A 14,181-nucleotide genomic window follows, 5' to 3' on the forward strand; every position below is an offset into this window, starting at 1 on the left:
TGCCGTCAGGGGCCGATGTAGTCGTGGGGCGACCGGCGGACCAGACGGGGGCGAGCCGGCCGGCACCGTGCCGGGCGGGCTCACTCGCCCGGCCCGGTGCCGGCGGGCGCCGGTCACCTCTCGACGAGCTGCCGCTGTCCGGAGGCGGGGTCGAATCCGTGGGTGGAGAACGCAGGCCCGCCGGCCAGGTACGCCTCCACCGCGACCTTGGAGGTCGGGAACATCGGGCTGGGCAGGACGTCGGCGGCGGGGTGCCAGCGCACCTCCAGGTGCTTGTCCGGCTCGACGTTGACCAGCTCGCCCGTGAACTCGCTGGTGGCGAAGACGAACAGCACGAACCCGCCGCGCCCGTCCCAGCCCTCCTTGGCCTGGATGGTGTGCACCAGACGCAGGTCGCACGGCCGGGCGATGAGCCCGGCTTCCTCACGCAGTTCCCGGGCGGCGGCGTCGGGGATCTCCTCCCCAGGGTCGACCTTCCCGCCGGGGATTGACCACGCGGGTCCGGGGGTGAAACTGCGCTTGCCGTAGAGGAGGGTGGCGATCCGGTCGGTGTTCAAATCGTGGGCGATGACGCAGACCGACAGCCTGCTCGTCTCGTGCATCAGGGGTGCTCCTGGTTGAAGTGGGACGGGTCAATGGCGCGGACACGGCGGTCGAGCGACTGCTTCTAGGTGTCGCGCGCGGGCAACTCCGAGAGCGCGGTCTCGCGCATGATGCGGTCGACCGTGTCGCGGAGCGTGCTGTCGCTGCCGATGACGGTCTCGATGCCGCCGGGAAGAACGTCGTGCTCGCGGTACCAGTCGCGCAGTTCCCGCTCGGTGACGGCAGACAGGTACTCGCGATCGGCCTTCGAGGCGTGCCGGACTAGCGTCTCGTCGATCGGGATGTCGAGGTAGTAGCAGCGGGTGACGCCGCGATGGTCTCCCACCAGGCGCTGGAGCATCTCGCCGTAGTGATCGGCGTACAGGATGCCTTCGATGACGACGTGGTAGCCGGCGCCCAGCGCGTACCGTGCCACGGTGTCGATCAGACCGATGTTCGCGCCGCCGGGCCGGTCCCGCTCGCGCAGCACGACGCGGCGGAGGTTGTCCTGCGCGACCACGGCCAAGCCCCGACCGAACCGGTCACGGATGCCCGCAGCCACTGACGACTTGCCCGACGCCGAGTTACCCCGAACGACCACGAGCCGGGTCTCCGGGCTCTCCGCAGGCGTGCCGGCGGCCAGGAACCCCGGGTGGCTCGTGGCGCTCATGCCGGCCAGCCGACGACGGACAGCGGGCGGCCGGCGGTGATCTGCGCGAGCGCGTCCGCGATGTAACCGACGATCGGATCCGGAAGCCCGTCCAGCGGCCAGAAGCGGAGGGCGGCGCACTTGTCCGGCTCGCGGTTGGTGATCTTGCCGGTGTACGCGCGCGGGGTGAAGAACAGTTGGAGGCGTCCGGCACCGTCGTCGGCGTCGAGGTGGTGGAGGGTGTGCACCAGGTCGAGGTCCTCCTCCCGGATGGCGATACCAAGTTCTTCATCGGCCTCGCGGACCATGCCGGCCAGGACGGACTCTCCCGCTTCGAGGTGGCCGGCCGGAGCGTGCCAGTGCTGGGCGGCGAAGGTGGTGTTGGCGCGCCGTCCGAGCAGCACCCGGCCGTTTTCGATCAGGACCAGGTGGACTCCCACAACCAGCGTGTGCGGCACGGGATGTCTCCTTCCCAAGGGGTGAGGGAACCAGCGAGGGGAGCGCGGCCGGTTCAGGGCATGGCGAAGGTGCGATCAAACTGGTGATCGTTCGTCGTACGTGAGTGCGTAGGTAGGTGTCCCACCGTAGGCGGCCCGGCAGGGCCGCATCGGCGTGTCGCGGCAGAAGCCACACGATCCGGTGAACAGCCCCAACTCGTCATACTGATCGGGCGGTTGCGGATCGAACGAGGCAGTCTGCCACGCGGCACTGACAATCGCGCCATACGCCGCGTGGACTGCCGGCGGGCCTCGCGGAAGCTGGCTGCGGCGAGGTCGTGCTGGCCGTCGAGGGACTGTGCCTCTCGAAGGAAGGCCCTGGCCTGGCCACGTTCAGCGGACGCACCTCGCTGCCGCCCACTACGCCACCACGGGGGCGGGGAGCGCTTGGTCGACGACGGCGCGCGGTCCGGGCAGCGCTGGGCGCCGGACGTGCAGCTTGCCGGCCAGGCGGATGGCCGCATCCGCCAGGCTCCAGTGGGAGAACCCCTGCGGGTAGTTCCCGAGCTGCCGCCGGGCGAGGGGGTCATACTCCTCGGCGAGGAGCCCGAGATCGCTGCGCAGGGCGAGCAGCCGGTCGAACAGCTCGCGGGCTTCGGCGTCCCGGCCGATGACGGCAAGGCACTCGGCCAGCCAGAACGAGCAGGCCAGGAAGGCACCCTCGTGGCCGGCGAGCCCGTCCACGTTCCCGCCCGAATTCTCGCGGGTGGAGTAGCGCAGCACCAGCCCGTGCTCGGTGAGTTCGCGCTGGACGGCTTCGACGGTGCGGATGACGCGCTTGTCGTCCGGCGGCAGGAAGCCGACTAGGGGCAGGAGCAGCAGTGAGGCGTCGAGTGCCTGGTCCCCGTAGGACTGGGTGAAGGTGCCGTCCTTGGGGTTGAAGCTGCGCCTGCAGACGTCGGTGTGGATCTCCTCGCGCAGGCGGGTGAGGCGGACCAGGACGGCAGGGTCGGTGGTGCTTCGACGCCCGAGCAGCCGCAGTGTCCGGTCCACGGCGACCCAGCACATCACCTTGGAGTGGGTGAAGTGCCGTGCCGGACCGCGGATTTCCCAGATGCCCTCGTCGGGCCCCTGCCAGCGCTGCTCCACCTGTTCGGCGAGCGCCAGGAGCAGCGCGTCGCACTGCGGGGACGGGGGGAGGCCGGTGTCCTCCGCGAGCAGCAGGGTGTCGGCGAGTTCGCCGTAGACGTCGAGCTGGAGCTGGTCGGCGGCGCCGTTGCCGATGCGCACCGGCCGGGAGCCGTCGTAGCCGGGCAGGTGCTCCAGGGTTTCCTCGTCGAGGTCGGCATCGCCGTTGACGCGATAGATCGGTTGGAGATGCTCGGGGTTGACGGTGTCGACCAGCCATCTGCGCCACTGCCGGGCCTCGTCGAGGAAGCCGAGCCGCAGCAGCGCGGCGATGGTTAGCGCGCTGTCACGCAGCCAGACGAACCGGTAGTCCCAGTTTCGTTCGCCGCCGATCTGCTCGGGCAGGGAGGTGGTGGGCGCAGCGATGACGCCGCCGCCCGAGTGGCAGAGCGCCTTGAGAGTGAGGGCGGAGCGCACCACCGCCTCGTGGTCCGGGCCGCGGTAGGTGCAGCTGGCTGCCCACTGCTCCCAGAACTCCGCGGTCGCGTCGAGCTCGGAGAAGGCGTCGGGCGGGACGGGCGCTGGACGGTGAGAGGGGGCCCAGGCGAGGGTGAGCACGACGATCTGGCCGGCGCGGACGGTCAAGTCGGCCCGACACACGTCCCGCCCGTTGGCGGCGTGGTGGGGGCCGTCGAGCCAGTACGAGTCCGGGTGGGCGACCACCCACAGCCGCTGGGTTCCGCGGGCGATCCGCTCGACGTGCGGCCGGGTGGCGCCGTAGCCGGGACGAGGGCGGAAGACGCTGGCGACGCGGACCTCGCCGCTGATGCCTTCGACAATCCGGATGATCCGAGGCTCCGCGTGGTCGCTGACCGTGGGCGCCGGCATGAAGTCGGTGACCGCGACCGTACCGGAGGGGGTGTCCCACTCCTGGCGGAGGACCAGGGAGTTGCCCACATAGTGGCGGCGGTCGGCCGCCGGGGGCGGTGAGTCGTCGTAGACGGCCGGGCCGACCCGCCACAGGCCATGGTCGGCGTCGCCGAGCAGCGAGGCGAACACCGCAGGCGAGTCGAAGGCTGGCAGGCAGGCCCAGTTGATGGAGCCGTCCGGGCGGACCAGGGCGGCGGAGATGGTGTTGCCGAGGAGAGCGTGGTCCTCGATCCGGGGAGGGGCGGTGGTGGTGCGCATGGGGTCCTGACATTGGTGGGCGGTCAGCGGTGAGCGGGGGTGGGGGCCTTGAGCGCGGCGAGAGCTGCGGCGACGGTGTCGGCGAGCGTCTCGGCTACCGACAGCCACGGCATGAGGTTGGCGAGTAGCACGCGGTTGGCGCGCTGGACGGGGTCGGCCGGGTCGCAGCCGACGACCACCGTCCCGCCGTACGGGGTGAACAGGCCGGCCTCGTAGCAGTCGTGCACGCGCACGTGGCCGATTGGATTCCAGAACAGGACGACGTCGGTGCGCCGGATGTTGCGGTCCTGCCAGCCGAACGGCTGCCACGCGAGGTAGGGATCGGTGGCCGGGTTGCGTGACGGCCGGGGGTTGAGCACCGTGCCGTCGAAGCCCGCGGTCGCGAACAGGTGGACCGCGTCGCTCTGCCAGTCCGGGCAACCAACGGTTGCTCCGGCGAGGAACACCGCTGGGCGGCCGTCTGGCTCGTACGGCTGCGGTGCCTCGACGTATCGAAGGTTCACCGGGCGCCGCCGCAGGGAGCAGGTCCGTGGAGGACGGTGAGGATGATCATCTGTTCTCTGAGCTCGAAGGGGTGCGGCCCTGGCCCGAACGGCCGCCATGGGTTGCTGCGGTTGTGCTGTTCAGCCGGACCGGCGGCGGTCGCCAGGACGATCCGGGTCGTTCGGGGGCGGCTGGCGGTGACCCACCAAGCGGTCGGCCACGCCGAGGGTGCACAGGGCGACGACGGCGAAGATGCCCAGGTAGAGCGGCTGTCTGAAGGCGGCGCGGTGCTCGAGCAGGTAGATGGCGCCGCCTCCGATCAGAACGCCGAGCAGGAAGCAGAGCGCGGCGAGACCGATGCGCCCGATGCCCCGTTGCCCGTTCATGGGGCCACCGCGTGCGGTTCTGTGCTGGGAAGGAGCGGGCTGGCCGGCCAGGCGGGGTCGATGCTGTTCAGAGGGACCAGTTGGGCGAGGACGCCGACGACGACGGCCTGGGGCTGGGAGTCGACGTTCAGCTGGCTGAGCAGGCTCTTGCAGTAGGTGCGCATCGTGCTCGGCGCGATGCCGAAGTCGGCGGTCAGCTCGGGCGTGCTGCGCCCGCCCGCCCAGCCGCGCAAGATCTGCGTCAATCGCGGGGCGAGTTGGGGGTTGATGGTCAGCGCGCCGCTGGGGTGCACCGGCTGGGTGACGATCCGGTGAGCGGTGGCCCAGGCGGCGAGGTGCAGCCCGGTGCGGGTGCCGGTGGTGACGAGCAGTGCCTCGATCGCGCTGCGGACGTCGTCCGGTTGCAGTCTCGTGTCGGGGTCGGCGGCGATCTGGTCGTGACTGGCGCTGGCGGCGACCAGGACGATCAACCGGCGCTCGGAGGCGGTGAGGGCGGGCAGGGGGCCGATGGCCACGGCGTAGTCTCCAGCGGGATGGTGCGGGCGGGTCACAGTTGCTGAGGGATGGGCATGGCTGGGGCAGCGAGGTGGAACAGCAGCCTCGGACCGAGCCGCTCGGCCTGGCCGGTGCCGATGACCAAGACGAGGTCGCCCTCGGAGGTCATCTCGAAGATCCGCTGCTCCGGGGTGGGTTCGTATGGCCCGAGGCGGATGCGGTGGACCTTGCCCTGTCCGAGCTTTTGAAGAGCGGCCAGCTCGACGGCATCCAGCGGGTCGGGCCCGGCGTCCTCGGTCAGCGGGGTGCTGACCGGCAGCAGCACCGCGCGATCGGCATCGCCGAGGGCGGCACCGATCTCAGCGGCGTGCGCGCTGGTGCGAGCGACGCCGTCGGGTTCCAGAACGACGACCACCGAGCCCTCGGTGAGCATCCGGCTGGCCGTGACGTCCTGCGCGATCTCGCGCGGGTGCCGGGCACGGGAGTCTATGACGGTGACGCCCGCCTGAACGCCGAGCACAGCCAGCGACCGCTCAGTCCCGCGGAAGCCGCCGATGCGCTGGGCGACGGCCTGCGGGTTCTCCCCGACGACGAGGGCGGTGGCGATGGCTGCGCACACCGCCAGGGCGTGGTGACGGCCGGCGATCGGCACGGTGAACTGGTGCCGCTCACCCCGGTGGTGGAGGGTGAGGAGGTACTCGGTGCCCAGCCAGCGGGGCGGGAGGACCCACACGTCGGCGCTTTCCTCCAGACCGACTGTCACTACGGCGGGGCCGGGGCGGTCGCTGAGCCGCTCGTGCACGATCTTGACGCCCTTGTCCCACAGCGGCAGCACCACCGTGGCGGAAGCGCGGGCGAGGGCGGTGGCGGCGTCCAGAGCCTCGAGGGTGTCCGTGAAGTGCGGGGCATTCATCGCGGCGGTGGTGATCAGCGTCACGGTCGGGGTCGCCCTGGGGACGGGCTGCGGGCCGTGCGGATAGCGGCTCCAGGAGGTGGCCTCGTGCGTGCCGGCGTCCAGGCACAGGTCCACGACCAGGCGCTGGCCGTGGATGCCCTGTCCGGGAACGCCGCCCTGGGTCGAAGCGGTGAGAACCCAGGAGGTGTGGCCGTCGTCGAGGACTGCGGCCAGGGCCGCCGCCGCGGTGGCGGTGTCGTGGCTGCCGTAGACGGCCACCAGCGGCTCGCCGTGGTCCACGGTCAGCGTGGTGAGCGCGAGCGCGCGCGTGAGTACCGGCAGCCCACGGGCCTTGGCCTGGTCGAGTTCCGGGAGCGGGCCCGTCGTCGCGCCGGACCACACCACCGCGGTTCGGTCGGCCTGGATGTGGTCGACGTCGAAGCCAACGGTGACCTTCACGCCGGCCGTGCGCAGCCGGGAGGCGGCCGGGCTGTCCTGCTCGGCGTGGGTGATGCTGGCGGTGATGTCCATCCGGCGCGTGGCCAGCCACAGCGCGAGGCCTTCCATGCCGGGTGCGGTGGCGTCGACCAGGTGGGCCCGGGTCAGCACATCGGCTCCGGTGGGCCGCGGGCTCGTATGGGTTGGGGGTCGGGTGGTGGTGTCCATAGGAAGGGCTTCCTCGGCAGGGTCGGGGACAGAGGGGTGGGGTTGGAACCGGGCCGGTCGCGGGTCTCGGGGGTTTGGCGCCGCGACCGGCCCGGGGCTCATGCCTGGGTGAGACCGCGTTCCAGCTCGGCATCGGTCACGGCGGCGGCGTGGTGGTCCATGTCCAGGTGGGCGACGGCGGCCAGGTGGGCGACGACGTGCTCGTCGAGCAGCTCGCAGGCCAGCGGGCTGGTCTCGAACGCGGAAACGGCCTCGGCCAGTGCCTGCGGTACGGGCTCGGCTTCGCGGTCCAGGTAGGCGTCGCCGCGGGTGGCGGCAGGGGGCTTGAGCCTGGACTCGATGCCGTGCCGGATCCCAGCCAGGACAGCCGCCGACGCCAGGTAGGGGTTGGCATCGGCACCGGGCAACCGCACCTCCAGGCGCAGACTGCGGCCGTGACCGACCACCCGAACCGCGCACGACCTGTTGTCCCGTCCCCAGGTGAGGCGAGTGGGGGCGAAGGAGTGGTCCCGCAGGCGCTTGTAGCTGTTCACGTACGGCGCCCACAGCGGGCCGAGGGCGGGAAGCGCAGTCAGGAGTCCGGCCACCGCCTGCTCACCCAGCTCCGACAGGCCGCTGCCGTACTCGGGACCGGCGAGCAGGACCGGCTGGTCGTCGACATCGTGCAGCGAGACGTGCAGGTGCATGCCGCTGCCCACTCCTTCCGGCAGGGCCGCCATGAACGACGCCGTCATGCCCTGCTCGTTCGCGACCGTCTTCGCGGCGTGCTTGAACAGCACGTGCAGCTCGCACGCCGCCGTCACCGGTCCGTAGGGAAAGGTGACTTCTATCTGACCCGGCGCTCCCTCGCCTTTCACGGCCTCGACGGGAACGCCGGCGTCGGCTAGGACCTGCCGCAGGCGCCTGCTGAACTCCCGTACCGGCAGCGGCTGGTCGAGGGCGTAGTCGCGGTTGTCCCAGATGGCTGGGCGAAGACTGCGGAAGCCGGCCGCCGCCGCGTCCCGGGCGGTGCCCTCGAAGAGGACGAACTCCGTCTCCACCCCTACCTTCGCCGTCAGCCCGAGCCCGGCGAGGCGCTGCTCCTGCTCGGCGAGCACGGTGACCGGGGAGAGCGGGTGCGGCAGGCCCATGCTGATCGGCTCCGCGAGCACCAGTGCGGTGGACGGCAGCCAGGGCAGGACGCGGGCGTGCTGGGTGTCGGGCAGCAGCGCGACGTCTCCGAACCCGGACTTCCAGGAGAACGACCCGCTGCTCGGAGCCGTCATCCCCAAGTCGGTACCGAGCACGTACCCGCACATCTCCGGCGAGAGCCCACCCGAGCGCAGCCGCTGCACAAGCGAGGCCGCGTCGAACTCCTTGCCCTTGAGGCGGCCCTGCACGTCGACGGCCGCGAGCAGCACCGTGGTGATGCCGAAGGCGTCCACCAGCTGGTGCAGTGGCCCTGTCGGCGAGGCCGGCGCCGGCGAGTTGACGGCGGCGCGGTACCGGGCGGCCCGCAGCGTCGCCGTACGGCCTGGGCGTTGGCGGCTGGTCACACGACCTCCTCGGTCAGCTCGACCAACTCGGCCGACTGCTGGACCGGCGGTGAGTACGAGCGCCCGGCCTTGAGCCACCATCCCCAGGCCAGCAGCAGCACCACCGCCAAGGCCACCGGCGCGTAGTTGAAGGTGTCGACCGTCACTGGCGAGGACTGCGGCAGGCACACCAGCACGCTCACCACGGCCACCCATCCGACCGCGATCCACCCGATCACCGGACCGCGGCGACCCAGGTTCCACGGGCCGGGCTTGAAACGACGGCCCTTGCGCAGCCGGAGGTAGATCGGCACCGCGTACGCCGGCGTCATCCCCACCACGTTGACCGCTGTCACCGCGCCGTACGCTGTCGCGCTGTACAGCGACGGCAGCGCGAGCACCAGCGCCGCCCCGAGTGAGAGCCACACTCCGGCCACCGGCGTCCCGGTGCGCTCCGACACCCGGCTCCACAGAGCCGACCCGGGAAGCGCGCCGTCCCGAGAGAACGCGAACACCATCCTCGACGCCGCCGCCGTCTCCGCGTTGCCGCAGAACACCTGCGCCACGATCACCACGGCCAAGAGCACCTTCGCCCCGGTCATCCCGAGCGCGTCGATGAAGATCTGCGCGGGCGGCACGCCCGTGGGCGAGCTGAGGACACTGTCGTAGTCCTGGACGGCGAACAGCATGCCCGCCAGCAGGACGGCACCGGCGATCCAGCTCACCCAGATCGAGCGGACGATCCCGCGGGGTGCCGACACCGACGCCTTTGTGGTCTCCTCGCTCATGTGCGCGGAGGCGTCGTAGCCCGAGAAGGTGTACTGGGCGAGCAGCAGCCCGACCGCGCTCACGTAGATCGGGTTGCTCCAGCCGGTGTTGTTGACGAAGTGCCCGACCACCCAGCTGAGGTCCCGGTGTTGGGTGGGAACGATCGAGAGCGCCCCGACGATCAGCACGACGCCGCAGATGTGCCACCACACCGAGATGCCGTTGAGCACCGACACCAGCCGCACGCCCCGCAGGTTCAGCACTGCGTGGAGCAGCAGGATTGCGGCGAAGATCCCGAACAGACCGCCCGGCGTCGGCGAGTACCCGAACTGCATGTTGAGGAAGGCGCCGACGAAGCTGGCCGCGCCGTAGTCGATGCCGCAGATTCCGCCCACCAGCCCGAGCAGGTTGAGCCAGCCGGTCATCCAGCCCCACCGGGGGCCGCCGAGCTGGTGGGCCATGAAGTACAGCGCCCCGCTGGTCGGGTAGGCGCTGGTGACCTCGGCGAGGGCGAGGCCGACGAACATGACCAGGGCACCGACGCCGATCCAGCCCCAGATGATCACCGCCGGTCCGCCGGTGTTCAGGCCGAACGCGAGCATCGTCATGCAGCCGGACAGAATGCTGATGACGGAGAAGGAACTGGCGAAGTTGCCGAACTCGCCCATCCTGCGGCGCAGTTTGGGCTCGTAGCCGAGCTGGAGCAGGCGTTCCTCGTCGGTCGGCGGTGCGGCGTGGGCGGGGGACATCGGGGCAACCTCCGTGCGGAAATTCGAGTGGTGGGAACAGGAGTGGCCGGGGCTCAAGCCAGGGCGGTCGCGCGGCCGGCGAGAGCCTGGTCCCTGGCGGTCAGCAGCAGGGCCTCCGCCTGCTGACGGGAGTCGGCTACGTAGGTCCACGGCGCCTTGGACGCGAACTGGCCGAGTGCGCTGAACACCTCGACGGCGGCGGCCATCTGGGCCGATGCCCACAGCGCGTGGGCGAGGTAGCTGAGATCGACGACCGGCCACGTCCCCGGGTCCGCCACGGACCAGCTCTCGTAGGCGCGCTGAGCACGGGAAAAGTGGGGCTCCCGAAGCCACTGCCGCAGCACGACTGCGTTGCGTGTCGGCTCGTTGCGGTAGTAGTCGACCGACAGGTACAGCGGCAGGGCGGCAAGCGGTGATCCGGCCGGCGCCATCGACATGACGACGTTCACGAAGTCGGCCGCTGCCGGCCGGTAGACCTGGTGCCAGTAGCGAAGCATGCGGTGGTGGGCTTCCCGATTGGCGGGATCGCGCCTGAGTGCTTCGTCGAGCAGCCCCCACGGTCCGGCGGGCAGCATCGGATCTGACGAGCCCTGCCGGTGCTCGGGGCGGACCATGGATCGGTCCAGCGCCGCGAGCGCTAGGAGACACACCCACGGCACAGGGTCAGCGGGCACAGCCTGAGCAGCGGCCCAGCACGACTCCCGCGCCTCCTGCTCCAAGGGCTCGGCCCTCGGCGAGCGGGCCTCGGCTGCTGCCAAGGCGTGCTCGACCATCACCCGAGTCCGCAGGATGGCAAGCCCCGGGTCGTCCGGCTCCTCGCGCCCCCAGTCAGCAAGCACCGTCGACCGGGCCGCGACCAGCGCCAACACCTGCGTACGAGAGGTCCGCAGGCCGACGTTCTGCGTCGAGGCCAGCAACCGCTGCGTCGATAACCAGCGTCCGGCCCGTAGGTCGTCCACCGCGGTCCGGAGCGCGTCGTCGAACCCGGCAGGGTGATAAGCCGGCCTGGGCTGTGCACCGGCATTGAGCGCGGGTGGCATGACCTGTTCCCCCTTCATGGTCCGCCGAGACTTCAATCAGCCAGCCGCCTGCGGCAGCCCGAGCACGTCAGCGTCAAGCTTGGTGGACAGCTGAGCGCAGCCGGCGGTCGGGAAGACGAGCGAGAAGTGACTCGCTCACTTCGCGGACTGCGATTAAGTGATCGGCCACCTACTGTCGCGTTCTGGCCGAAACAGCGCTACGACACCCGGGTGTCATCTGACGCCTTGCGTAGCCATCGCCCTGTCATCGGGGTGTCATCTCGTCAGATGCAGCTGTGAGATGCGCTCTTGTCGGGTATGGCTGGACCAGGTCCTCCGCGCGCAGGTGGCGGCTGGGCCGGGGTCGAGACCATAGGGGGCGGAGGCATGCGGAATGGCGAGTAAGACGTTACTGGGTGCTCTGGTTGAGAAGGCGGGATGGGAATTTCCGGACTTCCACAGGGAACTGAAAAGCGCCGGCAACGAACTGGCCCGCACCCTCAAGGACCCACGGTTTCGCGACCTGGACATGTCGGAGGCGACGTACCGGCGATGGGTCGCCGGGACGGTGAGTCGGCCGACCTCCGTCTTCACTCAGACGATCCAGCACATGTTCGACAGGACGATCGCCGACCTCCTCGCACCGCCGAGTGAGGGAGATCCTGCGGCAATATCCCAGCAAGACCTCGAAAGAGAACTCGCGATGACCGCACGCGAAGCATCCGACCACGCCGCTTCCGTGGCGTCCGCCTTCCTCTCAGACCTGTCCATCGACCAGGTCCAGGACGACGTTCGCCACCTCGCCCGCACCTACAACAACCGGTCACCCTTCGAGGTGCTCCGTGAAGGCCGGCAGCTTCGGACGAGCGCCGAAGGTCTTCTGGATCGCACCCACATCCCCGAGCAGAGGCAGCTGCTGCTGATCGCGATCGGCCAGACGACGGCGCTGCTCGCCCTGGCCGCGTTCGGACTCGGCTCCCTTGGCGAGGCCAGTCGGCTCGCCCGTTCCGCGGGCATGTACGCCGAGGTCACCCGCTTCACCCCGCTGGCCGCGTTCGCGGCCGGCACGCTCGGCATGTTCGCCTACTGGGAAGGGCGGCCGGGTGAGGCGATCCGCTTCATCCGGCAGGCGCAGTCGTTCCCCGGTGTCGGTACGGCTGGCCAAGCACGCATCGCTTCGATCGAAGCCAGAGCCTACGGGCACCTCGGCGACCAGCGCAGGGCCGCAGCGGCGGTCGCGCGCTTCCTCGACGTGGACACCCTCGAACGAGATGACCTCCACGACGATGTGGCCGGCGAGTTCCTTCACGGTCCGGAGCGGCTCGCCCGGTCGCATGGCACCACGTTCGTGCTCCTGCGTGATGGCGCCAGCGCGCTGGAGCACACCCGACGGGTGCTGGAGCTGCAAGCCAGCCTGCCTGCCGAGCAGAGGATTCCCCGGATCGACGCTGAGGCCAGGACGGACCTCGCCGCAGCGTTGATCCTCAACGGTGAGGTGGAGGAAGCAGCCGAAGTCCTCAAACCCATCGCGGACCTTGCACCCGACCGGCGCGCCAAGGGCCTCGTCGAGCGGGTCGTCCACGTCGGCAAGCTGCTCACCACCGAGTCCGTCCGGACGTCACCGGTCGCTGCCGCCCTTCGAGAGGGGCTGGAGGAGTACACCCGAGTCGCGGCCCCGCGACAGTTCGGGGGCGTCGCCGCGCGGCTGGCCATCGAGTAGCACAACACAACCGCGACGGGCGGGGCGACCGACACCATGGCGGTCGCCCCGTCCGTCGCATCCTGCTCAGCGAAGAGATCCGGCAGCCGCCAGAATCGCCCGTTCCCGGTCCGCGTCGATTCCGAGAGCGGCTGCCCGCGGGTGCGGGACCGGGGCATTGCCGGCTTGGAGCCACTCCCAGGTGTCCCGGACCGTCTCCTCCAACGGGCGGCACCGGAACCCGGCCGCGTACGCCGGGTCGGAGTCGACCAGCCAGACGCCCTTGCCCGTCCGCCACAGCGGCACTTCCGTCCACTGCCGGACACCGTGCTCCAGCAGCACCTCATCCGGCACCCACAGCAGTTCGCCCTGACCGCCCGTCACCGCGAGACAGGCCCCCAGGAAATCGCCCATCGTGTCCCGGCCGATCGGCGCAGTGGCATTGAAGACGCCCCCGCCGGGCCGTTCAGCGAGATCGACGGCGAAGCGGGCGACATCGCGGACATCGACCGGCTGGATGCCTTTGCTCGCAGACCCGGGCGCCAGGATCTGCCCGCCTCGCTCCGCCCGCCGCAGCCACCACGGGAGCCGGCCGACATATTCGCGCGGGCCGAGGATCACGCCAGGGCGAACCAGCCAGGACCGCTGTGCACCGAAAGTCTCAACAACCGCCCGCTCGGTGCCAGCCTTCTGCCGCCCATAGTGCAGATTGGGGCCTCGCCAGCCCTCCGGGTTCCTGCCGTACTCGCGGTCGGCGTCGGCAGGACCGTCCAGCACCGGATCGCCCACCTCGAGCGGGTGGTCCGGCCATCCCGCGTACACCGACACCGTCGAGATGTAGACGTAGCGCTCGGTGGCGCTCTCCAGCGCCCTCGCCCCAGCGAGCACCACGTTCGGCGGCTGCTCGGCAGCCGACGTGTCGATCACTGCATCCCACGGACCCTGCGCGGCCAGCCGGGCCAGATCCTCGACCGACGTGCGGTCACCTATGACGTGCCGCACGCCAGGCAGGAGCGTGCCGGATCGCCCTCGGTTGAACGTCGTCACGCCCCAGTCGCGCCCCAGCGCCTCCTCAATCACGGCCGTGCCCAGAAACCAGCCTCCGCCGATCACCAAGATGTCCATGCCCGGAATCCTGCCCAGGACGAGGGCCCGTTGGCCAGCCTGTCGTAGTGGCGGAGCCGAGACGCCGCAGCTCGTGGCCGTGATCGTGGTGAAGATGACACCCCGATGACACCTGCGTGCGAATCAACCCGCGAGATGAGAGTCGGACGACATGGCCCTGCCACGCCCTGCTAGGAACACTGGGGCACTCAGCCGCTGCGACACCTTCCGGTCCCCGGAACGGCCGAGCAGCGCCGAGGAGAGGAGATCCGATGGAGAGCATCGCATCCGCGGTCCAGCCGGAGGAGGAGGGCGGCCTGCTGGTCGGCGTCCGCAACATCCAGGTCGCGCGTTCGCGGGCCGACGTGCCGTCCGACAACACCGGTGGCCGTTCCGACCAGAACGACACCTGAGAGACC

14 protein-coding genes are annotated in these 14,181 nt (G+C 70.5%); 2 read left to right on the forward strand and 12 right to left on the reverse strand.

Going from position 1 to position 14,181, the window contains the following annotated elements:
- Window positions 1-113: 113 nt before the first annotated feature.
- From ACFXPX_RS06710 to ACFXPX_RS06760, 11 genes are all read right to left on the reverse strand, one after another.
- Window positions 114-602 carry an NUDIX domain-containing protein gene (locus ACFXPX_RS06710; RefSeq protein WP_380639845.1) on the reverse strand — a complete coding sequence of 163 codons (489 nt, stop codon included), beginning with the start codon at window positions 600-602 and terminating at the stop codon, window positions 114-116.
- A 65-nt stretch (window positions 603-667) separates the two neighbouring features.
- A complete protein-coding gene (locus ACFXPX_RS06715) occupies window positions 668-1,252 on the reverse strand; it encodes an AAA family ATPase (RefSeq protein WP_380639847.1) in 585 nt (194 codons plus the stop codon).
- A complete protein-coding gene (locus tag ACFXPX_RS06720; RefSeq protein ID WP_380639849.1) occupies window positions 1,249-1,689 on the reverse strand; it encodes an NUDIX domain-containing protein in 441 nt (146 codons plus the stop codon). Before ACFXPX_RS06720 ends, ACFXPX_RS06715 begins: the two co-directional genes overlap by 4 nt.
- Window positions 1,690-2,088: 399 nt before the next feature.
- Complete coding sequence (locus tag ACFXPX_RS06725; RefSeq protein WP_380639851.1) at window positions 2,089-3,984, reverse strand: glycoside hydrolase family 15 protein; 1,896 nt, start codon at window positions 3,982-3,984, stop codon at window positions 2,089-2,091.
- A 23-nt stretch (window positions 3,985-4,007) separates the two neighbouring features.
- The gene (locus ACFXPX_RS06730) at window positions 4,008-4,487 is read right to left on the reverse strand and encodes a hypothetical protein (protein ID WP_380639853.1); all 480 of its coding nucleotides are present in this window, start codon (window positions 4,485-4,487) and stop codon (window positions 4,008-4,010) included.
- 120 nt (window positions 4,488-4,607) lie between these two features.
- Window positions 4,608-4,853, reverse strand: coding sequence for a hypothetical protein (locus ACFXPX_RS06735; RefSeq protein WP_380639855.1), 246 nt, complete (start codon window positions 4,851-4,853; stop codon window positions 4,608-4,610).
- Window positions 4,850-5,368, reverse strand: coding sequence for a LuxR C-terminal-related transcriptional regulator (locus ACFXPX_RS06740; protein ID WP_380639857.1), 519 nt, complete (start codon window positions 5,366-5,368; stop codon window positions 4,850-4,852). Before ACFXPX_RS06740 ends, ACFXPX_RS06735 begins: the two co-directional genes overlap by 4 nt.
- 32 nt (window positions 5,369-5,400) lie before the next feature.
- Window positions 5,401-6,852, reverse strand: coding sequence for a glutamate ligase domain-containing protein (locus ACFXPX_RS06745; protein WP_380639859.1), 1,452 nt, complete (start codon window positions 6,850-6,852; stop codon window positions 5,401-5,403).
- A gap of 155 nt (window positions 6,853-7,007) precedes the next feature.
- Window positions 7,008-8,444, reverse strand: a complete 1,437-nt coding sequence (locus ACFXPX_RS06750; RefSeq protein WP_380639861.1) for a glutamine synthetase family protein — start codon at window positions 8,442-8,444, stop codon at window positions 7,008-7,010.
- Entirely contained in the window at window positions 8,441-9,940 is a 1,500-nt protein-coding gene (locus tag ACFXPX_RS06755) for an amino acid permease (RefSeq protein WP_380639863.1), read from the reverse strand. Before ACFXPX_RS06755 ends, ACFXPX_RS06750 begins: the two co-directional genes overlap by 4 nt.
- A 53-nt stretch (window positions 9,941-9,993) precedes the next feature.
- Entirely contained in the window at window positions 9,994-10,980 is a 987-nt protein-coding gene (locus tag ACFXPX_RS06760; protein WP_380639865.1) for a hypothetical protein, read from the reverse strand.
- A 373-nt stretch (window positions 10,981-11,353) separates the two neighbouring features.
- Here ACFXPX_RS06760 and ACFXPX_RS06765 point away from each other — a divergent pair, with 373 nt between their 5' ends.
- Entirely contained in the window at window positions 11,354-12,679 is a 1,326-nt protein-coding gene (locus ACFXPX_RS06765; RefSeq protein WP_380639867.1) for a DNA-binding protein, read from the forward strand.
- Window positions 12,680-12,745: 66 nt separating this feature from the next.
- Here the strand turns inward: ACFXPX_RS06765 and ACFXPX_RS06770 are convergent, their stop codons facing one another.
- A complete protein-coding gene (locus ACFXPX_RS06770) occupies window positions 12,746-13,783 on the reverse strand; it encodes an NAD-dependent epimerase/dehydratase family protein (protein WP_380639869.1) in 1,038 nt (345 codons plus the stop codon).
- A 251-nt stretch (window positions 13,784-14,034) separates the two neighbouring features.
- Between ACFXPX_RS06770 and ACFXPX_RS06775 the strand changes: the two genes are divergently transcribed.
- Window positions 14,035-14,175, forward strand: coding sequence for a hypothetical protein (locus ACFXPX_RS06775; RefSeq protein WP_380639871.1), 141 nt, complete (start codon window positions 14,035-14,037; stop codon window positions 14,173-14,175).
- Window positions 14,176-14,181: the final 6 nt, after the last annotated feature.

The organism is Kitasatospora sp. NPDC059146, from assembly GCF_042786665.1.
Taxonomy (GTDB): Bacteria; Actinomycetota; Actinomycetes; order Streptomycetales; family Streptomycetaceae; genus Kitasatospora.